This window comes from Aureibaculum marinum, from assembly GCF_003813905.1.
GTDB classification, from domain to species: Bacteria; Bacteroidota; Bacteroidia; order Flavobacteriales; family Flavobacteriaceae; genus Aureibaculum; species Aureibaculum marinum.
In genome coordinates, this window is sequence record NZ_RPFJ01000006.1 from 78,588 (window position 1) to 101,337 (window position 22,750).

The 22,750-nt window shown below is 28.9% G+C and carries 21 protein-coding genes; 11 read left to right on the top strand and 10 right to left on the bottom strand.

Annotated features, from left to right (window positions below):
• Window position 1: 1 nt before the first annotated feature.
• Together EGM88_RS04880 and EGM88_RS04885 are read left to right on the top strand one after the other, a co-directional pair.
• On the top strand, window positions 2-316 hold the full coding sequence (locus tag EGM88_RS04880) for a DUF3467 domain-containing protein (protein WP_123896852.1): 315 nt from the start codon (window positions 2-4) through the stop codon (window positions 314-316).
• Between the two features lie 51 nt (window positions 317-367).
• Window positions 368-1,513: a hypothetical protein gene (locus EGM88_RS04885; protein WP_123896853.1), complete on the top strand. Its 1,146-nt coding sequence runs from the start codon at window positions 368-370 to the stop codon at window positions 1,511-1,513.
• Window positions 1,514-1,577: 64 nt separating this feature from the next.
• Here EGM88_RS04885 and EGM88_RS15995 read toward each other — a convergent pair whose 3' ends face one another.
• Both EGM88_RS15995 and ftcD read right to left on the bottom strand, forming a co-directional pair.
• A complete protein-coding gene (locus EGM88_RS15995; RefSeq protein WP_238988378.1) occupies window positions 1,578-2,222 on the bottom strand; it encodes a cyclodeaminase/cyclohydrolase family protein in 645 nt (214 codons plus the stop codon).
• Window positions 2,223-2,280: 58 nt separating this feature from the next.
• Window positions 2,281-3,348 carry a glutamate formimidoyltransferase gene (ftcD, locus tag EGM88_RS16000; RefSeq protein ID WP_238988379.1) on the bottom strand — a complete coding sequence of 356 codons (1,068 nt, stop codon included), beginning with the start codon at window positions 3,346-3,348 and terminating at the stop codon, window positions 2,281-2,283.
• Window positions 3,349-3,515: 167 nt separating this feature from the next.
• On the opposite strand from ftcD, the gene EGM88_RS04895 reads away from it, so the two are divergent.
• The gene (locus EGM88_RS04895; protein ID WP_123896854.1) at window positions 3,516-4,241 is read left to right on the top strand and encodes an FKBP-type peptidyl-prolyl cis-trans isomerase; all 726 of its coding nucleotides are present in this window, start codon (window positions 3,516-3,518) and stop codon (window positions 4,239-4,241) included.
• Window positions 4,242-4,384: 143 nt separating this feature from the next.
• On the opposite strand, the gene EGM88_RS04900 is transcribed toward EGM88_RS04895, so the two are convergent.
• Together EGM88_RS04900 and hutI are read right to left on the bottom strand one after the other, a co-directional pair.
• Window positions 4,385-5,449 (bottom strand): N-acetylmuramoyl-L-alanine amidase family protein, encoded by a 1,065-nt coding sequence (locus EGM88_RS04900; RefSeq protein WP_123896855.1) that lies wholly within the window; start codon window positions 5,447-5,449, stop codon window positions 4,385-4,387.
• Between the two features lie 104 nt (window positions 5,450-5,553).
• Entirely contained in the window at window positions 5,554-6,795 is a 1,242-nt protein-coding gene (gene hutI, locus EGM88_RS04905; RefSeq protein ID WP_123896856.1) for an imidazolonepropionase, read from the bottom strand.
• Between the two features lie 45 nt (window positions 6,796-6,840).
• Between hutI and EGM88_RS04910 the strand changes: the two genes are divergently transcribed.
• From EGM88_RS04910 to EGM88_RS04920, 3 genes are all read left to right on the top strand, one after another.
• Window positions 6,841-7,359, top strand: a complete 519-nt coding sequence (locus tag EGM88_RS04910) for a DinB family protein (protein ID WP_123896857.1) — start codon at window positions 6,841-6,843, stop codon at window positions 7,357-7,359.
• Between the two features lie 70 nt (window positions 7,360-7,429).
• Window positions 7,430-7,609: a hypothetical protein gene (locus tag EGM88_RS04915; RefSeq protein ID WP_123896858.1), complete on the top strand. Its 180-nt coding sequence runs from the start codon at window positions 7,430-7,432 to the stop codon at window positions 7,607-7,609.
• Window positions 7,610-7,645: 36 nt separating this feature from the next.
• A complete protein-coding gene (locus EGM88_RS04920; RefSeq protein WP_123896859.1) occupies window positions 7,646-8,050 on the top strand; it encodes a hypothetical protein in 405 nt (134 codons plus the stop codon).
• On the opposite strand, the gene EGM88_RS04925 is transcribed toward EGM88_RS04920, so the two are convergent.
• The 3 genes from EGM88_RS04925 to EGM88_RS04935 all read right to left on the bottom strand — a co-directional run bounded on the left by EGM88_RS04925 (window position 8,044) and on the right by EGM88_RS04935 (window position 12,675).
• On the bottom strand, window positions 8,044-8,517 hold the full coding sequence (locus tag EGM88_RS04925; RefSeq protein ID WP_123897177.1) for a nucleoside deaminase: 474 nt from the start codon (window positions 8,515-8,517) through the stop codon (window positions 8,044-8,046). The two genes, EGM88_RS04920 and EGM88_RS04925, sit on opposite strands and share 7 nt — an antisense overlap.
• A gap of 132 nt (window positions 8,518-8,649) precedes the next feature.
• Window positions 8,650-10,047, bottom strand: coding sequence for a class II fumarate hydratase (fumC, locus tag EGM88_RS04930; protein WP_123896860.1), 1,398 nt, complete (start codon window positions 10,045-10,047; stop codon window positions 8,650-8,652).
• Window positions 10,048-10,221: 174 nt separating this feature from the next.
• Window positions 10,222-12,675, bottom strand: a complete 2,454-nt coding sequence (locus tag EGM88_RS04935) for a TonB-dependent receptor domain-containing protein (protein WP_123896861.1) — start codon at window positions 12,673-12,675, stop codon at window positions 10,222-10,224.
• Window positions 12,676-12,967: 292 nt separating this feature from the next.
• Here EGM88_RS04935 and EGM88_RS15915 point away from each other — a divergent pair, with 292 nt between their 5' ends.
• Window positions 12,968-13,132 carry a hypothetical protein gene (locus tag EGM88_RS15915; protein WP_203229428.1) on the top strand — a complete coding sequence of 55 codons (165 nt, stop codon included), beginning with the start codon at window positions 12,968-12,970 and terminating at the stop codon, window positions 13,130-13,132.
• Window positions 13,133-13,187: 55 nt separating this feature from the next.
• Here EGM88_RS15915 and EGM88_RS04940 read toward each other — a convergent pair whose 3' ends face one another.
• The gene (locus tag EGM88_RS04940) at window positions 13,188-15,608 is read right to left on the bottom strand and encodes an outer membrane beta-barrel family protein (protein ID WP_123896862.1); all 2,421 of its coding nucleotides are present in this window, start codon (window positions 15,606-15,608) and stop codon (window positions 13,188-13,190) included.
• Window positions 15,609-15,792: 184 nt separating this feature from the next.
• Window positions 15,793-16,134, bottom strand: coding sequence for an arsenate reductase (glutaredoxin) (arsC, locus tag EGM88_RS04945; RefSeq protein ID WP_123896863.1), 342 nt, complete (start codon window positions 16,132-16,134; stop codon window positions 15,793-15,795).
• A 79-nt stretch (window positions 16,135-16,213) separates the two neighbouring features.
• Here arsC and EGM88_RS04950 point away from each other — a divergent pair, with 79 nt between their 5' ends.
• The 3 genes from EGM88_RS04950 (at window position 16,214) to EGM88_RS04960 (ending at window position 21,036) form a co-directional block, all read left to right on the top strand.
• Complete coding sequence (locus EGM88_RS04950) at window positions 16,214-16,981, top strand: TatD family hydrolase (RefSeq protein WP_203229429.1); 768 nt, start codon at window positions 16,214-16,216, stop codon at window positions 16,979-16,981.
• A complete protein-coding gene (locus EGM88_RS04955) occupies window positions 16,971-17,453 on the top strand; it encodes a methylated-DNA--[protein]-cysteine S-methyltransferase (protein WP_394336876.1) in 483 nt (160 codons plus the stop codon). Before EGM88_RS04950 ends, EGM88_RS04955 begins: the two co-directional genes overlap by 11 nt.
• A gap of 166 nt (window positions 17,454-17,619) precedes the next feature.
• Window positions 17,620-21,036, top strand: coding sequence for a hypothetical protein (locus EGM88_RS04960; protein ID WP_238988380.1), 3,417 nt, complete (start codon window positions 17,620-17,622; stop codon window positions 21,034-21,036).
• 21 nt (window positions 21,037-21,057) lie between these two features.
• Here the strand turns inward: EGM88_RS04960 and EGM88_RS04965 are convergent, their stop codons facing one another.
• A complete protein-coding gene (locus EGM88_RS04965; RefSeq protein ID WP_123896865.1) occupies window positions 21,058-21,453 on the bottom strand; it encodes a hypothetical protein in 396 nt (131 codons plus the stop codon).
• A gap of 333 nt (window positions 21,454-21,786) precedes the next feature.
• Between EGM88_RS04965 and EGM88_RS04970 the strand changes: the two genes are divergently transcribed.
• Complete coding sequence (locus tag EGM88_RS04970) at window positions 21,787-22,656, top strand: cation diffusion facilitator family transporter (protein ID WP_123896866.1); 870 nt, start codon at window positions 21,787-21,789, stop codon at window positions 22,654-22,656.
• Window positions 22,657-22,750: the final 94 nt, after the last annotated feature.

The window sequence follows — 22,750 nt, forward strand, 5'->3', positions numbered from 1 at the left end:
TATGGCAGAAAATAATAATAAGAAAGACAATAAATTGAATATCGAATTAGATGAGAGTATTGCAGATGGTACTTATGCTAATTTGGCAATAATAAATCACTCTGTATCTGAGTTTGTTGTTGACTTTGTTAATGTTATGCCTGGTACTCCAAAGGCAAAAGTAAAATCTAGAATTATTTTAACTCCTCAGCATGCTAAACGTTTAGTAAAAGCTTTGGCAGAAAATGTAAATAGATTTGAAAATGCTCATGGAGAGATTAAAGATTATGAACAACCTCCAATTCCAATGAATTTTGGACCTACAGGTCAAGCATAAATAAATTAAACGCCTCCATATTAATGGAGGCGTTTTTATTTATATTAAATTATGAAGAGAAACTTAAAAAGTCTATGGGTTTATCCACTATTATTTGGAACAATAGGAGCATTACTAGGACTTTTACTACGTTATTCTTATACTGGTTTACTTAGTGGTTTTCCTTTTAAAAACGTATTACATTCTCATAGCCATGTAATGCTACTAGGTTTTATTTTCAATGCCCTTTTTATAAATATTTGTTCAAGTTTTAAAATACAAATAGATAAAGTTACTTTTCTATTGTTTTTAGCTTTGCAAGTATGTGTAGTGATATTTTTAGTCGCTTTTGTATTTCAGGGTTATGCTTTATTCTCTATTTTGTTTTCTACTATTCATTTATGGTTAAGTTACATTTTGTTAATTAGATTGTGGAGAAAACTTAACAGAAATATGCCGCAGAGAAACTTAATAAAATTAGGTATTGTTTTTTACTTTCTTTCAAGCATAGGCCCTTATATGTTAGGTCCCCTTATGGTCATGGGAAAACAAAGTACACCATGGTATCAGCAAGCAATTTTCTTTTATTTACACTTTCAGTATTTTGGAGTTTTTTTTGTTTGGATATTGGCTGTTTTATATAATAAAGTAAAAGTTACGTTTTCAAAAAATCAGTTGATATTGCTTGGGGTAAGTTTAACTTTTCTTTATGCACATTCTTTAGATTTTAGTTTTAATCATTGGACTATTCAACTATTTGGTAGTCTTGGTGCTTTAGGTTTGTTTATATTACTCACTAATTTTGTAAAGCAATTTAAGACTATAAATCATGGGTATAAATTTATTTATTATGGTATTCTTATCATAACTATTTTCTATATTTTAGGAAGTATTCCGACAATTGCTAATTTAGTGGTTGATAGCCGCTTTATTTTAATAGCTTGGCTCCATTTATTATTTTTAGGTGTTTATATTCCATTTATTTGGCTGTCGTTAAAAAAATTACCTAATCTTCTTTGGAGTGTTTATGGTTTGGCATTTTTATTTTCTGAAATAGCTTTGGTGTTTCCTAATGTTATTGTAAACTTTTTATCTTTACCATTAATGTGGAGCTTATTTTGGAGTTACTTTGCACTAACCTTATGTATTTGTTATGTGCATCTTTCAGCTGTTTTTAGTATAAAATCAATGAGTGATATCTCAAAATTTAATAGGTAAAAAGGAAAGGATATATGACTGTTTGTATTTACTAATAACTTAAACTTCATTAAGTAATTAAAAGCTACATTTTACTTTTTAGATATGCAATAACTTGTTTGTCAATCAACAATGTTTTTTCATAAATATTTTCAGCTTTTTCAATTACGTCTTTAGTAAACTTTTTGTCATTCAAGTTTTTTGCATTTATGCAAACATTAAAATATGCTGCTATTACAGTTGTTCTCGCACATAATATACCAACTGCAGCATCTGAAGCTGTACTTAAAATACCATCTTTAACCATTGCTTGTATAAACTCCATAGAATTATAAGCAGTTAACATCGCTTGGTATGGTATTTCGGTAGCATACATTGTAGCTTTTTCTAGGGCTATCTTTCTAGCCTTTTTTTCTTCTAAAGATGTTTTTGGCATTCTCTTAGCCTTTATAATTTGCCCATAAGCCTTTGAGTCTTCATCAACTAAAAGGAGTAATTGATTTTTAAATACTTCCCCTTTTTTAGCCCAATCTAAAAAATAGTTAGATTTTTCTTCCCAACCTTTTTTTTGTGATGAGATGTTAGCGACCATAATACCTAAAGCTGCTCCTAAAGCACCAATGTAAGCGGCAACAGACCCTCCTCCTGGGGCAATTGAATTACTTGAAGTACTATTTACGAAATCAGCTAATGATAAATTTATAAATTCTGTATTGTTCTCTTTTTTCATTTAGCTAAAATTTATTCTTATTACTATGTCAATAATAGTATCTGTAGGAGCCAATTTATTATGATTTCAATTTTAGGGCGTATTCAATTATTTTTTCATGTGGGTTAAATGGTTTTACATCATTTAGTCCAAGCGATTTAATAGCAAATTCAATTTTTTCATTTTCAGAAATGTTTAAAGAATAATTTTGTTTTTTAAGAAAATAATCAGCTGCATCAACTATTGCTTTAAGAGGAATCAGTCCAACTAGTTCCGAACCTGTAACTTTTAAACCACGAGATTCGGCTATTTTTACTGTTTCTTCAAATGCAATATGTAAAGGAGTGATGGAAATATTAGTTAAATTATATGATATTTGAGCAATTCCAAACTCTTTAATGTACCAACCAATACCTTTTACAGCTTTTAACTTGCCAGGAATACGAATAACCTTACCATTATTGTCTAGAACTTTTTTACCAGTAACAGGATGACCATCTCGTTTTATTCTACCAGATTCTCTAATTTCTGATGCTATAGCTGTTGCTGCATCAATTGAGGTAGTATTTAAATTAATATTATAGGCAATTAAAATATTGCGAGCAGAGATGGCAATTGCACCAGTTTTAGCAACCTGTTCATTATATTTTAATGGTCCAAAATCTGGCTTCCATTCTAAATGTTGCATTTTTTTTGACAGCCCTTCATATTCTCCTGCTCTACAATTGGCTAAATTCTTTCTTTTAGGTGAGGTAGCTGTAGCCTCATAATAATATCCTGGTATACCTAATTCTTCACCCACACGTTTTCCTAAAAGATTTGCCCATTTAGCTGTTTCTTGTAAAGTTATTCCTGAAATAGGTATTAAAGGGCATACATCTGTAGATCCAAAACGGGGATGTTCTCCATGTTGTTTTCGCATATCAATTAACGCTGCAGCCATTTTTATTAATCTAAAAGCAGCTTCAGTAACTTGCTCAGGTTCACCAATAAAAGTAATTACAGATCGATTAGCAGCTTTGCCAGAATCTATATCTAATAATGTTACGCCTTTAACAGTTTCGACAATATGTGCAATAGTATGTATTTTTTTATCATCTCTACCTTCACTAATGTTGGGTACGCATTCTATTAATTGTTTAGACATTAGGGATGTGATTATAAGTTATAAATATCAAAGTTATATTTTGTTTTTTAAAAATCATGAAATTTATATAATATTATACGCTTTTTGTTTTATTAAAAATATCCAATTCATTAAAATTAAGTGATTAAAATTCCTTAGTTTTGCCCCGAATTTAAAAACATAATATAATGAAATTAATAAAAATTCTTGCGGTTGTTTTAATGTCAGTTGTACTTTTTTCTTGCAATAGTCAAGGAGTTACAAAAAAGTCATTAAATAATCAAGTAGACTCTGTTAGTTATGCAATTGGGTTGAATATGGCAACTAATTTTAAAAAGAACTTTAAAGAAATTGATGCAGATCTTTTTGTTCAAGGGTATAGAAATGGAGTAGACTCTTCAAATTTATTAATGCCAAGTATAAAAACAGATAGTATAATTAGAGCTTATATGCAAAAAAAGCAAATTGAAGAGCAAGAAAAACAAAAAGCTGAAGCAATGGCCAAAGCAGAAAAAGAATATGCAGATATTAAAGAGGAAGGTGAAAAGTTCTTAGAAGAAAATAAAACTAAAGAAGGTGTACAAACTACTGAAAGTGGTTTACAGTATATCGTATTAAAAGAAGGTACAGGAGAAAAACCTACAGCTACTTCTAGAGTAAAAGTTCATTACCATGGAACATTAATTGATGGTACTGTTTTTGACAGTTCAGTTGATAGAGGTCAACCTGCAGAATTTGGAGTAAATCAAGTTATTAAAGGTTGGACAGAAGGATTACAATTAATGCCTGTAGGTTCTAAATTTAAATTCTTTATTCCTCAAGATTTGGCTTACGGAGCTTTTCCAAGACCAAATGGACCTATTAAACCATTTTCAACTTTAATTTTTGAAGTAGAATTGTTAGAGGTAAAATAATATTGTCAATTTTTTGACAAATTTATATAAAAAAAAAAGGAACGATACAGCGTTCCTTTTTTACTTTATATACCTTACATGTTTAGAAATAGAATGTTTTTTAAAACATCTATGTAACTCTAGTTGTTTATTTAAGTAAACTTTTAATTCTCTTCGAAATCAACTAAAAGTCCATTGTGAATCCATTGAGCTAATGCTTCTCTATTTTGATAATTAAGTATTCTTTTTTGGTCTTTTTTATTTTTAATATTACCTATTTCAATATATACCATTGCAGGTAATGTACTTTTTATTACATATAATCCTCTAGGGCTAACTGAGCCTAGGTATTTTCTATTTGGCTGGTGTTCGTTATATTTTTCTTTAAAAGAATTATAAATGTTTTCAGCCAAGCGTTTTCCACTTTTACTTTTGTTATCGTGATAAAAAAAGACGTCAATATTTTTACCTTTATTTCTACTGTCAACATGGGTAACAATTAATCTTTGATAAGCACCTTTATGTTTTAAAAATAATTTATTTACAGCCTTAGTACGCTGACGTAATCTTAAATTTTGACTTAGAGGTATGGTATTATCAGGATAACAATATTCATCATAATCAACCTCTAATATTTTATCATCACGGATTCCATCATTTTTATCTTGGATAATTAAATAGACCTTAGCTCCATTAGATATTAACAAACGAGCTAGTCGCAACGATACATCATAGGCATATTCGTCTTCAGAAATTGATTTACTATTGTATGTTGTCATTGCTCCAGGGTCTGGACCTCCATGTCCGGAGATTAAATAATAAATAGCTCCTTTTAATTTTTTATTTTTTATAACAATAGGATTGTGATTTTTTCCAAAAATAGGATCATAAATTTGCTCTACAGTAGCCTCAGTAATTTTGTTGTTTTTAATAGCTTTTGAAGATATACTATCCTTTAATACAGACGATTTTATTGCTATACTTTTATCTGTTTTAATAGCAGGAAGAACATATTTTTTTCCTATAAATAACCCATTATTCTTAGTAAGACTCTTCTTGTTTAACTTTATAAATTGGTCAAAGTATTTTGTCGGATCTAAACCGTTTTTTCTAAGTATAGAATAAATACCATCTCCGTTTACCGCAATAACTATTTTTTTGGGAGTCTGAGCAATTGTAAAGAAAGTTATAAAAAGGGAAATGGACAAGCAGAGTGTTTTTCTAATCATTAATAGAATTATTTTATTAATCTGGTGAAAATAACAATTTTTATAGAATGATGAATGGATGTTTTTTAATAGTATTATTTTTTTCCTAATAATAAGAATATAAATCAGTACGATACTTGTTTTCCATCTATTATAACAGAGTCAATTAAATTACTTCCAAATGCATAGGGTAAAAAATTATACGAAGGAATTTCTTTAGTTATAATTAAATTTGCTTTTTTACCTTTAGTAATACTTCCATGAGTTTTAGATAAATTCATAGCATATGCTCCATTTATGGTTGCAGCATTAATTGCTTCTTCAGGGGTCATTTTCATTTTGATGCAAGCAGTGCTTATTACAAAATTCATATTTCCAGAAGGAGTGGAGCCCGGATTGTAATCAGTTGCTAAAGCTAGAGGCAAACCAGAATCTATCATTGCTCTTGCTGGTGCATATGGAATACCTAAAAAGAAAGAGCAAGAGGGAAGAGCTACAGGCATGGTATTACCATTTTTTAAAGCTTCAATGTCTTCAGGTAGCATTACTTCAAGATGATCAACAGATAGAGCATTGTATTGCACGCCTAATTTAACACCTCCAATACTATTAAATTGATTAACATGTAGTTTAGGGGTAAGGTTATATGCCTCTGAGGTTTTTAAAATTTTCTCCGTTTGTGCAGTCGTAAAATAATCTTTTTCGCAAAATACATCAATAAAATCTGCTAAGTTTTCTTCTGCTATTTGAGGTAACATTTTATCAATTATTAAATCAATATATTTTTCTTTATTTGTCTTGTATGTTTCAGGGAAAGCATGAGCTCCTAAAAATGTAGATTTTATTGAAATAGGATAATGTTTAGCTAGTTTTCTAATAACACGGAGCATTTTTAGTTCAGCTTCAGGTGTTAAGCCATAACCTGATTTTATTTCTATAGCACCTGTACCCAATGCTAATACTTCTTCTAATCGAACAGCAGATTGTTCAAAAAGTTCATTCTCATCTGTTTGTTGTAATTTTTTAGCAGAATTTAATATGCCTCCTCCCTTTGCAGCAATTTCTTCATAACTAAGACCATTAATACGATCAACAAATTCTCCTTCACGATTCCCTGCATAAACTATATGTGTATGGCTATCACACCAAGCAGGTAAAACCATTTTATTTTTAGCATCAATAACTTTATTTACAACAATACCATTTAGGTCTTTCATATTGCCAAAATCTTTTATTAAACCATTTTCTATAATTAAAAAAGCATTTTTTAAGGTTGGCAAAATTTTCATCTCAGAGCCAGAAATTTTACTAACAGAATGATTTCGGATTTGTAATAGTTCTTTTATATTAGTAATTAAAGTAGCCATAATATGTTATATTTACCGTAAAGATAATTAATTTAAATAGTAAAGATGTTAGAATTGAAGTCAAATGAGTATGCTCCATTTTTTAAACCTTATATAAATATTCTTGATAAAAATATAGAAGGAATAGTTGATAATTTAGAAGATTCTTTATCTAAAGCATTAGCTCTTTTAGAAGGAATTTCTAAAGAGAAACAACTGTATCGTTATGGAGATGGGAAATGGACAATAAAAGAGCTAATTCAACATTTAATTGATACAGAACGCGTGTTTGCTTATCGTACGTTGGTATTCGTAAGAAATGATACTACAGAACTTCCAGGATTTGATGAGAACCAATATGTTTTGCATTCAAATGCAAATTTAAGGCCCTATCAAGATTTATTAGTAGAGTTTAAATCAGTTCGCAGATCAACAATATTACTTTTTAAAAGTTTAAAATATTCAGATTTAGAAAAAAAAGGGATAGCTAGTGGTAATTTTATGTCTGTCAAAGCTTTAGGATATATTATTTCTGGACATTTATTACATCATTTAAAAATTATTGAAGAAAGATATTTAGCCTAGTTGTTTTTTGAGCTTATTTAAATGTAATAATTAGACATTTATTTACGTTATTTAGTAAAACACGCTAAACATGAATAAAAACTTTGACTCAGAAAAGGACGGATCTTTACGTCCCAAAAAAAGAAGAAAAAAGAATATTGGACCTTATAAAAAAGACAAATATAGTTTGTCCAAATTGATTGAGTATGAAAATTATCTCAGCAATATAGAATTAATGAGTAAAACTAATAATCCATTAGATTTTCAATAAAAATGGCTATATTTGAGTATAATTAACTTAGAAATTATGCGAAGTATACTTTTTATTGGTTGTCTTTTATTTTCGTTATCTATTGTTAGTCAAGAGAAAAATTCTATTCAAGAACAGGATTTAGTTCCATCAAGTATATTTGTAGTTAATTCGCTAGGCTCTAATAAAGATTATAAAAAAGTAGTTTCTTTAGGATTGGTAGATTATAAATTTTTTATAACTGACGTTTTCCAAGGGCTTTCTTATAATACTCTTAATGTAGATTTAAGAAATATTGGTAGGATAGCTTCTGTTGAAGATATGAAAAACAATTTTGAAAAAGCTGAGCAATATAAGTTTGATGTAACTAAGAACCGTGACCATTTTATTTGGAATATTGCTAATGACCATACTCAGAAGCAATTGCAAAAGCAAAATGAATACGTAAAGAATAATCAATAAGCTGTTTTATCGTCTTTGTCTACCCATTTTTGGAAAGCATTGAGAGCTTTATTTTGACAAACTTGTTGAAAAGGAATGCTTCGCTTGTTATAATCTAATTCAATTTCTTTATAAATAAATGCATCATCAAAACCGATATTAGCAGCATCTTTTTGGTTGCACCCAAAATATACTTTATCTGGTCTTGCCCAATATATAGCTCCTAAACACATAGGGCATGGTTCGCAAGAAGTATAGATAATACAACCTTCTAATTGAAAAGAATTTAAATTTTTACAAGCATCCCTTATGGCTGTTACTTCAGCATGTGCCGTAGGGTCGTTAGTAGAAGTGACTTTATTATTTCCACGACCAATAATTTTACCATCTTTAACAATTACACAACCAAATGGACCACCTTCATTAGCATCCATGCCATCAATGGCTAGTTGAATAGCTTCTTTCATGAAAATTTCATGGTCAGACATTTTTACCGAATTAGATTGGGCTTTTGAGGCTTCGTCTAAGAACTTTTTATTGAATTGGTTACACATTGTTAGTCTTTTGAATTTATAAAATTAGAAGAGAGATTCTAGAATCTCTCTTCTAAAAATGATATATTATTTTAATCCGCTTGTCATGTCTTCTGGTTTTACCCATTCGTCATATTGCTCAGCAGTAACATATCCTAAACGGATAGCTTCTTCTTTTAAGGTAGTTCCATTTTTATGAGCTGTATTTGCTATTTCAGCGGCTTTATAATAACCTATTTTAGTGTTTAATGCTGTAACAAGCATTAACGAATTATCTACTAATTCTTTTATTCTTGGTGTGTTGGGTTCAATTCCTTTCACACAGTTGTCATTAAATGAAACACAAGCATCACCTAATAATCTCGCAGATTGTAAAACATTATTAGCCATAATAGGTTTAAAGACATTTAATTCATAATGACCTTGAGTTCCACCAACAGTAACAGCAACATCATTACCTATAACTTGAGCACAAACCATTGTTAATGCTTCAGCTTGTGTTGGATTAACTTTACCAGGCATAATAGAACTTCCAGGTTCATTTGCAGGAATAATTAATTCACCAATTCCTGAACGAGGTCCAGAGGCCATTAATCTAATATCATTAGCAATTTTATTTAAAGAAACAGCTAACTGTTTTAAAGCACCATGAGATTCTACTAAAGCATCATGAGCTGCAAGAGCCTCAAATTTATTTTCTGCAGTTACAAAAGGTAATTTAGTGAATTCAGCAATTTTTTTAGCTACTAAAACGTCGTAACCTTTTGGAGTATTTAATCCTGTACCAACTGCCGTTCCTCCTAAAGCGAGTTCAGAGAGGTGTGGTAATGTGTTTTTTAAAGCTTTTAAACCATGATCTAATTGAGATACATATCCAGAAAATTCTTGTCCAACAGTTAAAGGAGTAGCATCCATTAAATGGGTACGGCCAATTTTAACAACATTAGCAAAAGCTTTCGCTTTTTCATTTAAAGAATTTCTTAATTTTTCAACTCCAGGAATGGTAGTCTCTACAATCATTTTATAACATGCAATGTGCATTCCTGTAGGAAACGTATCATTTGATGATTGTGACTTATTTACATCATCATTAGGTTGAATAGTTTTTTCACCTTCACCAATTTTTTTACCGGCAATTTCATGAGCTCTATTGGCTATAACTTCATTAACATTCATGTTACTTTGCGTACCAGATCCAGTTTGCCAAATTACCAATGGAAATTGATCATCTAATTTTCCTGCTAATATTTCGTCACAAACAGTAGAAATTAAATCGCGTTTTTCTTCAGGTAATACGCCCAATTCAAAATTAGCATGAGCAGCTGCTTTTTTTAGGTATGCAAAGCCATAAATTATTTCTAAAGGCATAGAAGCAGAAGGACCAATTTTAAAATTATTTCTTGAACGTTCTGTTTGAGCTCCCCAATATTTATCGGCAGGCACTTTTACCTCGCCCATAGTGTCTTTTTCAATTCTAAATTCCATGGTGAATTCTATTTATTATTAATGCTATTTTATGTGTTTATTCTATTACAAAGATACAAAATAGGAATATGAAAGATGAAAAAACCCGCAATTGATTTGCGGGTTTTAAACTATTTTTTGTCTTAACACTTTTAGTGTTATAAAATTGAAATGTACTAAACTATTTAAGTAAAACTATCCACCAAAACTTTCGTCATCATCTTCACCTATCATACCTGGTCGTTCTCTTTCAGATTTCTTTTTTTGATTAAAACGATAGGTAAACGCTAAGTTAAAACTACGTTGTCTCCATTGAAATTCACTATCGCTATCAAATGTGGGCGTAAATGATTCCATTGAGCGTTTACGAGTATTAAATACATCACTTACGTTAAAAGTAATTGAAGCTTTTTCATCAAAAACATCTTTACTAAATGCTAAATCTGTAGAGAACATTCCTTTTCTTTTATTTTGAGCATCTTCACTCGGGCCCATATAAAATAAACGTGTTTGCCAATCAATATTTGCAGGTAAAGTTACTTTATTGTTTAATCTTACAAACCAACTTAAATTTTCTGCACCATAATCAGTGCCATTATATTCTCCAATAGTTTCAGAATTAAATAAGTTAAAATTACCATTCAAATTCCATTTTCGTGTGGGTCTGTATGTTAAAGTAAATTCAAAACCAAATCTATTATTGGTAGCTAAATTTATTGGTGTACGTCTAATAATAGGAATTTCAGTACCACCTACCAGAGCTGTTTCACCAGTATCTTCAGAAATGAAGGTAAAAATATCAGTAGCTTTCTGATAATATATAGATGAATTTAATGTTAACTTTCCAAATCTATTTAAATACCCAAAATCAAATGTATTGGAATAACTAGGGTCTATATCAGGATTTCCTTGGAATAAGTTTGTAGAACTACTTCTAGAAGGAAAAGGATTTATAAATCTAGAACGAGGTCTTCTAATTCTTCGGTTATAGCCTAATGTTAAGCTTTGTTTTTCATTAAGTTCATATCCTAAATTAACTGTAGGGAAGAAACCTGAATAATTTTTATTTTCGTAGTCATTACTAGTTTTTTGATTTATTGTAACATCAGTAGCTTCAAAACGCAACCCTAGTAAATACGAAAATTTATCTTTTATTTTACTACCGTATTGAGTATATAAAGCATTTACATTCTCTTTGTAAATTAAATTATTACTTACATCTGTATCTGTCACATAGGTTCCGTTTTCATTAAATGCTAATGTATAGTCAGTATCTAAATCATTAAATTTACCTCTATAACCAAATTCAAATTGACTGTTTTCGCCTATTGGTAAAACATAATCTGTTTTAATTAATAGTTCTTTTTGCTTTTCGTAAGTTCTTACTTTTTCAGAATCTAAACCATCTTCAGAAATAATTGAATTTTCGTCTTCACTAGCGTCTGAATATTGAAAATCAGCTGTTAATTTATGGCCATCTGTTTTAAAGTCTTTATTAAAATTTAAAGAAAATTCAGTGGTTTTATCATCTTCATCTTCTGGATCAAAACGATAAGATTCTTTAATTAAATTTCCATTAATATCATATTCTTTAATTGTATTTGTAGTTTCACTAGAATTATCTCTATTTCCTAAAAGTACAGACGCAGTTAAAGAAGTAGAATTGTTAAAATAATACTCAACACCAAAATTTGTATTAAAACTATAACTTTCACGATCGGTTTCTCTTCTTTCATTTAAAAAAGTATCAGGATCGTCAGAAATCAAGTTACCATTATCATCAAATTCATTATTGAAATATTGCGTTTCTGTTTTTGATAAGCCTGGAGACTCTCTATATCCATAACTGGTGGTATTAAAAAAATTAAAATCTCCAGTTCTATAATTGATGTTTCCTGAAATACCAGCTTGCCAAGGATAGCCAACATTTGTTGTTATAGCTCCATTTAAACCTTGAAGTTTACTTCTTCGTAAAATAATATTTAATATTCCTCCTGTACCCTCTGCATTATATCTGGCAGAAGGAGATGTAATTACTTCCACTTTCTCTATGGCATCTGATGGTAATTGACGTAAGGCATCAGTTGAATTTAAACCAACTAACCCTGAAGGTTTTCCATTAATTAATATAGTAACATTATCATTACCTCGTAAAGCAACATTACCTTCAACATCAACAGAAACAGAAGGTACATTGTCTAATACATCACTTACTGTACCACCTCTTACAGTTAAATCTTTACCTACATTATATATTTTTTTATCTAGTTTTATTTCAACTGTAGTTTTTTCTGCTATTAGTTCAACTTCATCTAGAGCTTGACTAGCAGAACTTAATACAATTTTACCTAAGTTTAAATTTCTATTAATTTCCTTATTTGGTATGTTATATGTTTTAAAAGAAATAAACTCTATAGAAATATTATAAGTACCTTTTTTTGCTTCTATATTGAAGTTTCCATTGGCATCTGTAAGTCCACCTGTTACTTGATCTCCATTTGTAGGTCTAAGTACAACAGTAGCATACTCTAATGGTTGATTCGTGTCTTCATCAATGACAGTACCTGTAATTTCAAAAGATTGAGCATTTAATGTATAAGAAATGCTAGATAAAATTAGAAGTAAAATAGTATTCTTTAAAAGTTGCATATCGAATTAATAATATTTGTATTTTACAAAAGTAATAACTTGAGTTATGATAAGCTGTTAACTTGTGTTAACTAGTGTTAAGTCTCTTGTAAAATTATAATTTGGGTTAATAATTTTAATTGGACGCAAAAATATAGAGCTATCTTTTGTTTGTAGTTAAAGAAAAGTTAAATGAAGTGATTTTAACTAAATTAAAGGAGGGATACTCTAATTAAAATAAAAAATCAATTTGTATTTTAAAATATGAAAAATATATATTATTTTTGGCCCTATTAAACAATAAATAGCAAAGATGGAATTTCAACAATTTATAGGTTTTTTAATTTTCTTAGGTGTTTTCACAATGGGATTTTGGTTGATGATTTTTGCACTTACTTTTATTGTACCCTATTGGCTTTTTGGAAGTATAATGGAGAATATAAAATTAAAGAAAGAAGCTAAAAAGAATAAAAAATAATTTTTTATATATAAAAATATATCTGAAGGGTTTGATATTGTCAAACCCTTTTTTATTACATTTTTATGTCGTTTTTGTCTTCCAATTCATCTTTGGAAGTTTCTTTACTTCTGCTTTTTCTTTTTTTATCACCTTGTTTAAAATCATAAGTTAATGCAATAGAAAATTGTCTTTTATAGGAAACATTTCTGTTGGTGTTACTACTGGCTTCTAAAGTATGGGTAGAGTAGTTTTTAGTATTAAAAGCATCACTAACTTTAAATGTAAGTATTACTTTCTTTTTAAGAAAAGGAGTACTAAGAGCAAAATTTGTAAAGTTGATAGATTTATATTTTGCCAATCCATCAATTATAGGTGATTGATAATAATGTTGTGCTACAAATTTCACATCATTAAATAAGGTAATTAATACAGAGGCTTCTGCGTATAATACTGTGTTTGAAATATTATAATTATTGTTTTTTGCTTTTTTAGTTTCTTCATAGTATGGACTAACATAAGTATTTAATCTAATGCCTTTATAAGGTGTATAAGTAATATCAACATCAATACCAGAACTTAATTTATTACCACTATTTATAGTGGTTTGGTTAAAAATTTCTAATCCAGCATCGTTTTGTCCAGCATTTTTAAGAATTCTTAAAAACTGATTTTCTGCATAAGTTGAATATATCGATGAGGTAATAAATAGCTTATCGAAACTCATATCATAAAGTAGTTCAATATAATTGGTGTAATAAGGGTCTAATTCAGGGTTGCCAACTGATTGATACCGTTCATCTGTAAAAGAAATAAATGGATTGATATGATAAATTTCTGGTCTATTAATAGATCTGCTATAATTTAGAGATAAATAACTTTCATTTTTAAATTCATAACCAAATGAAGCAGATGGAAAAAAATCAATATAATTTTTAGACTTTTTATCAATTTCATTTGTACCAATGGTAACATATGTATGCTCTGAACGTAGTCCGAGAGTATAAGAAAAATTATTATGAGTAGCTGTGTACTGGGCATAAGCTGCATGTACGTTTTCGTTATATTTTACTATGTCTGTAAAACCTTCTATAGTTACAAAGTTTTCACTATTATTATCAAACTGTGAAACATCATAACCATTTTTATATGTTCTAAACGTACTTTTTAAACCTAGTTCTAACTCTTTTTCTTCAGTAAAAGGCAAAGTATAATCCAATTGAAACAAGTAATCATCAAGATTTTGGTCTTTATCTACTTTTTGGACAATAGCTTGAGATGTTGGTGTGATTGTGTTTTCTATAATATTAGCTTCGTTATCAGAAATCGTTGTAGCATATTTAAAGTCAAAAGATAGCTTTTGTCCTTTAGTATTAAAATGTGTTGTGTAATTTAGTAATGTTTCAATTTTTAAAATATTATCAGCATCATTAACATTTCTTTTAACAGAACGATTAAGTATCTTGTCTGAATCAAAATCATCTAAGTTTATGTTAGAGTTAAAGTTTTTATTGTGTGTATTGATTAAAAATGAGGTAGTTAATGTGTTTTTATCATTTAAATAAAAATCACTACCGATATTAAACAAAAAACTATTTTTTTGATTTTTATCTTTTCTATTTTCTTCAAAAGAACTAGATATTGAGTTAGAGTCATTAAAATGAGTTTGATTAATATCTGTATACTTTATTTTTTTTTCGTTATTAAAGCTAATAGTACTAAATAAATTAAATTTTTCAGAACTTTTATTTAAAAATATAGAACCTCCATTTTTTTCAGGGATACCACCATGGATATCAATAGAACCACTCAGCCCTTGAGTTTTATTTTTTTTAGTTATAATATTTAATATTCCGCCGCCTTCTGCACTATATTTAGCTGATTGTGTAATTAGTTCAACTTTATCTATATTGTTTGAAGGAAGGGAACTTAAAAAATCGGTTCCATTGTCTAGTCCAAAAAGAGGTTTGCCATCAATTAATACGGTAGCTTCAGTTCCTCTCATACGAACAATACCATTATCGTCAATAGTAACTGAAGGGGTGTTATTTAATACTTCTAAGGCATTACTTCCTTTATTTATTACATCTTCAGAAGACCGATATATTTTTTTGTTAATTTTAAATTCAAAAAGTTGTTGTTGTGCAGTAAGTTCTATCTCATCTAATTTTTCTGAGTTATAAAATAAAACAATGGTACCCAAGTCTGTAGTTTCAACTATACTTTTTTTATTTAAAGTATAAGTGTCATAAGAAAGAAATTTAGCTTTTATTGTATATACGTCAGGAAAAATATCTAGAGAAAAATTTCCCTTTTTATCACTCGTTGTACCTACTAAAATAGAATCTTTTTTAAAAGATATGGTAGCATATTGTATAGGATTACTAGTTGAAGCATCTATTATTTTCCCAGATACCGTAATTTTTTTTGCAATTTCTTGACTATAAATAGGTAACAGGCTGCTAAGAATGATAAGGAGTAAAACTATTTTTTTCAATACTATGCCCTTTGCTTACAAAGCTAATAGTTTATAATAACTTAAAAAATAGTGGTTTTTAGGTAGTATTATTATAGATTATTTAAAATGAAAATTTAGTGTTTATTACCAGTTTAACACGATTAATGAATATTTACAATTTATAATAATGTAAAGTAATTATTGAATTAGGAAGCTACCTTTTTTATAATAACTGTTTGATGTTTTCTGGCGGTCTGCCTACAACAGCTTTATCTCCTTTTACTACAATTGGACGCTCAATTAATTTAGGATGCTCGGCCAGTGCTTTAATAATTTCATCATCAGAAAGTTCTTTCCTTTTATAGTTTTCTTTCCAAATAGCTTCATTTTTTCTCACTAATTGAATCGGAGTAAAATTCAATTTTTTTAAAATATCTTTAATTTCGTTTTCGGATAAAGGATTTTTAATATAGTCAATTACTTCATAATCTTGTTTTGAGTTGTTTAGAATTTCCAATCCACTTCTGCTTTTACTACAGCGATTATTATGATATATTTTCATAATTATTAAATTTAATAAATTGAGTTGCTAAACTAAAAAAAACTAACATAACATCATATCTTTGTAGTCTTAAAATTAGTTAATGATAGTTACCGATACACATACCCATTTATATTCAGAACAGTTTAACGAAGATAGATCAGAAATGATGCAACGTGCATTTGATGCTGGTGTTTCACGTTTTTTTATTCCGGCTATTGATTCATCTTATAATAATGCCATGTTTGCTCTTGAAAAGAGCTATCCTGATCATGTTTTTTTAATGATGGGGCTTCATCCAACAAGTGTAAAAGAAAATTATCTAGAAGAATTGAATATTGTAAAACAATGGCTGGACAAAAGAGATTTTTATGCTGTTGGTGAAATTGGTATTGATCTTTATTGGGACAAATCTTTATTGAAACAACAGCAAGAAGCTTTTAAAATTCAAATTGCATGGGCAAAAGAAAAAGAATTACCAATTGTAATTCATTGTAGAGAAGCTTTTGATGAAGTTTTTGAAGTATTAGAAGAAGTAAATGATGATAAATTACGGGGTATTTTTCATTGTTTTACAGGAAATTTAGAACAAGCTAAACAAGCAATTTCCTACAATATGAAATTAGGCATTGGAGGTGTTGTTACTTTTAAAAATGGTAAAATTGATCAATTTTTAAATAAAATAGCACTTGAGTATATTGTATTAGAGACAGATTCTCCTTATTTGGCTCCAACACCATTTCGAGGTAAGCGTAACGAAAGCAGTTATATTATAAATGTTTTGGAAAAATTGGCAACTATTTATAACTTAAGCCCTGTAGAAATTGCTAATATAACTACAGAAAACTCAAAACAGGTATTTGGAATTTGAAAGCATAACATATTATAAAACTCCAATTGGAATGGCAAGAATTGTTGGAGATAGCAGTGGAATTTCTTCAATAACAGTTATTGATGGAGTAGAAAAAGGTTCAACAGAAATTCCTAAGAGTTTGCAAGAATGTGTGAAGCAGTTGGATGAATATTTTCAAAAAAAACGAACTACTTTTAATTTGAAATTAAATCCGCAAGGAACCGAATTTCAAAAGGAAGTTTGGCAAAGTTTGCAACAAATCCCGTATGGAACTACAAGGTCTTATCAGGAGCAAAGTGAAGCTTTAGGTGATGTTAAGGCAGTTAGGGCAGTAGCTTCTGCTAATGCAAAAAACCCGTTGTTAATAGTTGTGCCGTGCCATAGAGTTATAGGTTCTGACGGGGCTTTAACAGGGTATTCGGGTGGATTATGGCGTAAGCGGTGGTTGTTAGAACATGAAAATCCGCCTGAGCAACAATCTTTATTTTAAATTACTTCAGCCTAACCTTTGTTCATCAAATATTTTTTTGAGATTTTAATTTGTAATGAATTAGATATCATGCTAATTCGAAATTAATCTAAACTATATGAACAGTGCTTTTTAGGATTCAACTCGTTAAAATATCCTATTTTTACCCTCAAAATGCTTTGGTTTAGTGAATAAATCTATTTGTATACTTATAATTTTATTAAGCTCTTTTGCTTTTGCTCAAGAAGGTAATAATCGTATTATATCAAAAGCTTTTAAAGTAGTTTCTGATACTATTAAAATAGATTCCATTAGCATAAGTCCTTACAATTTTAAAGTATTTGATAATTTATCTCAACAAATAGACAGTACAAAGTATAAGATTGATTTTGCAAAATCCGTCTTAATTATAAATGCTAAAAAATACCCTAATATTGTTGTAAAATATAAGTTGTTACCTTCTTTTTTAACGAGAACATATTCTGTTTTTGATAAAAGTCTAATCGTACCTAAATCTACTGACTTATCACGTTTATATAGTGTACAAAGCAAAACAAAAAATAAGGTGTTTACTCCGTTTGATGGTTTAAACACCAGCGGAAGTATTTCAAGAGGTGTAACTGTAGGCAATAACCAAGACGCTACAGTAAATTCAAATTTGGATTTGCAGATTTCTGGACATCTGTCGGAAAAAGTACAGTTAAGAGCTTCAATAACAGACAGTAATGTTCCTTTGCAAGATAACGGATATACTCAGCGGTTAGATGAATTTGATCGAGTTTTTATTGAGTTATTTAGTAAAGATTGGAGCATAAATGCAGGAGATATTAATTTACAAAATACAGAAAGTCAATTTTTAAAATTTAATAAAAAAGTGGCTGGTCTTCAACTTGATGTAAATCTGGAAAATGAAGATGATGACATTAATATTTTTGCTTCTGGAGCTTTGGTAAGAGGTCAATATGGTGAAAATAAGTTTTCTGGTCAAGAAGGCAATCAAGGACCTTATAAAATAACAGGAGCTGAGCCTATAACGTCAGCTGAGCAATATATTTTATTAATTTCAGGCTCAGAAAGAGTTTATGTTAATGGTGTTTTATTAAAACGAGGCGAAGGTAATGATTATATTATTGATTATAATACTGCTGAAATAACCTTTATGCCAACATATCCAATTACAGCTGATATGAGAATAACAGTAGAATATCAATATGCAGATCGTAATTATACTCGTTTTGTATCATATGATGGTGTAGAGTATAAATCAGATAAATTTACCGTTGGGTTTAGTTTTTATAATGAGAATGACGCTAAAAATCAATCATTACAACAAGATTTAAGCAATAGCCAAAAAGAAGTTTTGTCGCTTGCTGGAGATGATAATTCTAAAATGAATGTTTCGTCAGCTTACCCTGTAGCGTTTGAAGAACATAAAATACTATATAAAAAAGAAATTTTATATGGCGAAGAAATTTTTACATATTCAAATGACGAAAACGAAAACTTATACAATTTACAATTTTCCTATGTAGGTTTAAATAATGGTAATTATCAAATTAAAACAACCATAGCATCAGGTAGAATTTATGAATATGTTGAACCTATAAATGGTGTACCTCAAGGAGATTTTGAGCCAATAGTGACGTTGGTTGCTCCAGAAAAATTACAGATTGCTGTAGTAAATATGAGCTATAACCCCAATACAATAACTAGTTTTAACTCAGAAGTAGCCTATAGTGTAAATGACAGAAACCTTTTTTCTTCTATTGATGATAATGATAATAAAGGTGTAGCAACAAAAATATCGTGGAATCAGCTTTTATCAGATAGAAAATGGAAATTAAAAAGTTCTGTTGATTACGAATTTATACAGAATGATTTTAAAACCATTGAACGTTATAGAGATGTCGAATTTTCTCGCGATTGGGATTTGGTAAATCCGCTTGGGAATCAAAACTATTTATCTGCAGAATTAAGCTATAGTAATTATGAAAAAGGAAAAATAATTTATGCTTTTGATTGGCTTAATTTTAGTGAAAATTACAAGGGAACAAAACATAATTTTTATAGTAATTTAAAATTTAATAATACAAAAATAACTATTGATGGCAGTTATTTAAATAATGATTCTGATGTCGCACAGACAGAATTTTTTAGAGGTTATTCAACAATAAAGCACTATTTTAATAAAGGTTGGGTAGGAGCCAAATTAAATAGTGAAAGTAATAAACGTAAAGATAAATTAACCAATACATTTTCAAATTTAAGTCATAAATATGTTGAATCTGAAGCTTATATTGGTGTAGGAGATACTGCTAAGGTTTTTGCTGAATTTGGTTATAATTATAGAACTACAGATAGTGTTCAAAATAACAACATAACTAGAGTTAATAATGCCAATACTTATTTTTTAAGATCTCAATTAATTCAAAAAAAGAATTCAAACCTTTCATTATTTGTAAATTATAGAACAGTAAAACATGAAAATTTAAATGTAGAATCTACCAAAGAAGAGTCTTTAAATTCTAGATTATCTTTTCGTCAACAATTGTTAAATAGTGCCATTAATTTACAAACGGTTTACGAAACCAATTCAGGAAATTTAGCACAACAAGAGTATAGTTATATTCAAGTAGATACAGGCCTTGGTTATTATACCTGGAATGATTATAATGCTAATAATATACAAGAATTAGATGAATTTGAAATTGCTCAATTTCAAGATGAAGCTAATTATGTTCGTGTTTTGTTACCTACAATTAATTTTGTAAAAACGCACCGCAATAAATTTAGTCAAAGCTTGACTATTTACCCTGCTAGTTGGAGTAGTAAAAAAGGATTGAAAAAAATATTATCACATTTTACTAATCAGTCTTTTGCATTAATAGATACTAAAAAGAAAAGAGAAGGAGCCAATTTTGAAATTAATCCATTTAGTATAAATGAAGATGTATTGTCGTTAACATTGAATTTGAAGAATAGTCTGTTTTTTAATCGAGGAAAACAAAAATATTCAACAACATACACTTATATTTCCACAGAAAATAAAAATTCTTTTTCTATTGGTGATCAAGAGCAAATGTTACAATCACATCAGTTATTATTTAATCATAAAATAGGCAAGTTTTGGTTATTTGATTTTAAAACGGCATTCACAGAAAATAAAAGTGCGTCAGAACAATTTACAAGTAGAAATTATACATTAGAAAATACAGAAGTTAATCCTAAAATATCTTATTTGTATAGTAAAAATTCACGGTTAGAAATGTTCTATCATTTTAAGAATAAAGAGAATCAAATATATAATCTTGAAACTTTATCTTCTCATAATTTTGGAGCTAATTTTATTTTTGCAAAAAATCAGAATTATTCAATCAATTCATCATTAAATTTAGTGTTGAATACTTTTGAAGGAGATTTAAACTCTCCTGTCGCTTATCAAATGTTAGAAGGCTTACAGCCAGGAACTAATTACACCTGGAATTTAAGTTTACAAAAAAGAATTACTTCTTATTTAGATTTAAACATTAATTATTTAGGTAGAAAATCAGAAATGGCAAAGGCTATTCATACAGGTACAGTACAGTTAAGAGCGAGTTTTTAACTTGATGATTTATAAGGACTTTTATTTTACCAAAACCCCTTTTACATCCATTACAGGGATAGGTTGTAGGGCTTTTTCGTTAATGGTGTTTTTTCTAAAAACATATGTTTTGTCATACATTTTGTTTTCTTCAAAAAAAGAAACCTTAAAGATATTGTTTAACGCAAATAATTCTTCTGGAATTAATTCTAACTTAGCATAACTTTTAGCAGGTAGTTTGTCTAGTTTTCTTCGCAAAGTGGCTGTACTTTTATTTTCTGAAAAACCAGAAGTAACAATAAGTACCATTTCTAAATCGACAGTTTTATTATTAATTATGTATGCATTCCAATCATAATTCTTAAAGAGTTTATTATATTCTTTTACAATGGCAATATAAACGTCTTTTACTTCAGGAATTTCAATGTCTTTTTTCATTTCAAAAGAGTAAATTTTATTTAGCGTTTTAAAAGACAAAAATACTTGTTTTTAAATAGTATCAAATCATTTTTTTATATTGGTTTTAAGATTTGTTTATACCTATATTTAAATTAAATCTAATTAAAAGTTCTATTGTCACTTTGGTTGTTTTTTAAAGATTTTTTCATTATTAAGTGTAGTATAATTTTATGTTGAAATTTTCTTGTAACTATGCTTTGTTAAATCATACAAACATTGCAAGTTTTGATATGAATTTCTATATCTTGCATATGCCAAAAATATGACCATAATTGTGATAAATTGGTATTGCGAAACTATTGAATTTAAGTGATGAACAACGAACAAACAGCAATACGAACTACTTATTTTAGTATAATTGGAAATACTCTTTTAGCTCTAATAAAAGGAATTGCAGGTGTTTTTGGAAATTCGTATGCTCTAATAGCAGATGCAATTGAATCCATAACAGATATTTTTGCTTCCTTTTTAGTGTTATTAGGTTTTAAATATGCCAAACGACCTGCTGATGAAAATCATCCATACGGACATGGAAAAATTGAACCATTAGTTACCTTTGCAGTAGTTGCTTTTCTTGTAGTTTCTGCCACAATTATTGCCTACGAAAGTATTCAAAACATTAGAACTCCACATAAAATTCCTAAATCTTGGACATTGATAGTATTAGGGGGAATAATTGCCTGGAAAGAAATTTCTTTCCAAATAGTTATTAGAAAAAGTAAAGAAACCAATAGTTCTTCGCTTAAGGCGGATGCTTGGCATCATAGAAGTGATGCAATTACTTCAGTAATGGCTTTTATTGGAATTTTAATAGCAATTATATTTGGTAAGGGGTATGAGACTGCTGATGATTGGGCCGCATTAGGAGCTTCTGCTTTTATTTTATATAATAGTTATTTAATTTTAAGACCAGCTTTAGGTGAGGTTATGGACGAGCAACTTTATGACGACCTTATAATTATAATTAGAGAGAAATCTATGGAGGTTCCAGGGGTTTTAGGAACAGAGAAATGTTTTGTAAGAAAAGCAGGTATGAAATATCATGTAGATTTACATGCAATTGTTAATGGAAAAGTTTCAGTAAAAATTGGACATGAAATTGCTCATAAATTGAAAGATTATTTACACGAAGAAATACCCAACCTAGGACAGGTATTAATTCATATTGAACCAAACGAGTAATTATAAAAAAGACTGTTTATTTTTTTATATATTATGCTTGTGTTTTAACTACTGGCATTCGTTTTCTATTCTGTAATAAAACTAAGGTAATTAG

Coding starts and splice junctions, on each gene's coding strand:
- EGM88_RS04880 (WP_123896852.1), top strand. CDS start 2: ATGGCAGAAAATAATAATAAGAAAGACAATAAATTGAATATCGAATTA.
- EGM88_RS04885 (WP_123896853.1), top strand. CDS start 368: ATGAAGAGAAACTTAAAAAGTCTATGGGTTTATCCACTATTATTTGGA.
- EGM88_RS15995 (WP_238988378.1), bottom strand. CDS start 2,222: ATGAAAAAAGAGAACAATACAGAATTTATAAATTTATCATTAGCTGAT.
- ftcD (WP_238988379.1), bottom strand. CDS start 3,348: ATGTCTAAACAATTAATAGAATGCGTACCCAACATTAGTGAAGGTAGA.
- EGM88_RS04895 (WP_123896854.1), top strand. CDS start 3,516: ATGAAATTAATAAAAATTCTTGCGGTTGTTTTAATGTCAGTTGTACTT.
- EGM88_RS04900 (WP_123896855.1), bottom strand. CDS start 5,449: ATGATTAGAAAAACACTCTGCTTGTCCATTTCCCTTTTTATAACTTTC.
- hutI (WP_123896856.1), bottom strand. CDS start 6,795: ATGGCTACTTTAATTACTAATATAAAAGAACTATTACAAATCCGAAAT.
- EGM88_RS04910 (WP_123896857.1), top strand. CDS start 6,841: ATGTTAGAATTGAAGTCAAATGAGTATGCTCCATTTTTTAAACCTTAT.
- EGM88_RS04915 (WP_123896858.1), top strand. CDS start 7,430: ATGAATAAAAACTTTGACTCAGAAAAGGACGGATCTTTACGTCCCAAA.
- EGM88_RS04920 (WP_123896859.1), top strand. CDS start 7,646: ATGCGAAGTATACTTTTTATTGGTTGTCTTTTATTTTCGTTATCTATT.
- EGM88_RS04925 (WP_123897177.1), bottom strand. CDS start 8,517: ATGTCTGACCATGAAATTTTCATGAAAGAAGCTATTCAACTAGCCATT.
- fumC (WP_123896860.1), bottom strand. CDS start 10,047: ATGGAATTTAGAATTGAAAAAGACACTATGGGCGAGGTAAAAGTGCCT.
- EGM88_RS04935 (WP_123896861.1), bottom strand. CDS start 12,675: ATGCAACTTTTAAAGAATACTATTTTACTTCTAATTTTATCTAGCATT.
- EGM88_RS15915 (WP_203229428.1), top strand. CDS start 12,968: ATGGAATTTCAACAATTTATAGGTTTTTTAATTTTCTTAGGTGTTTTC.
- EGM88_RS04950 (WP_203229429.1), top strand. CDS start 16,214: ATGATAGTTACCGATACACATACCCATTTATATTCAGAACAGTTTAAC.
- EGM88_RS04965 (WP_123896865.1), bottom strand. CDS start 21,453: ATGAAAAAAGACATTGAAATTCCTGAAGTAAAAGACGTTTATATTGCC.
- EGM88_RS04970 (WP_123896866.1), top strand. CDS start 21,787: ATGAACAACGAACAAACAGCAATACGAACTACTTATTTTAGTATAATT.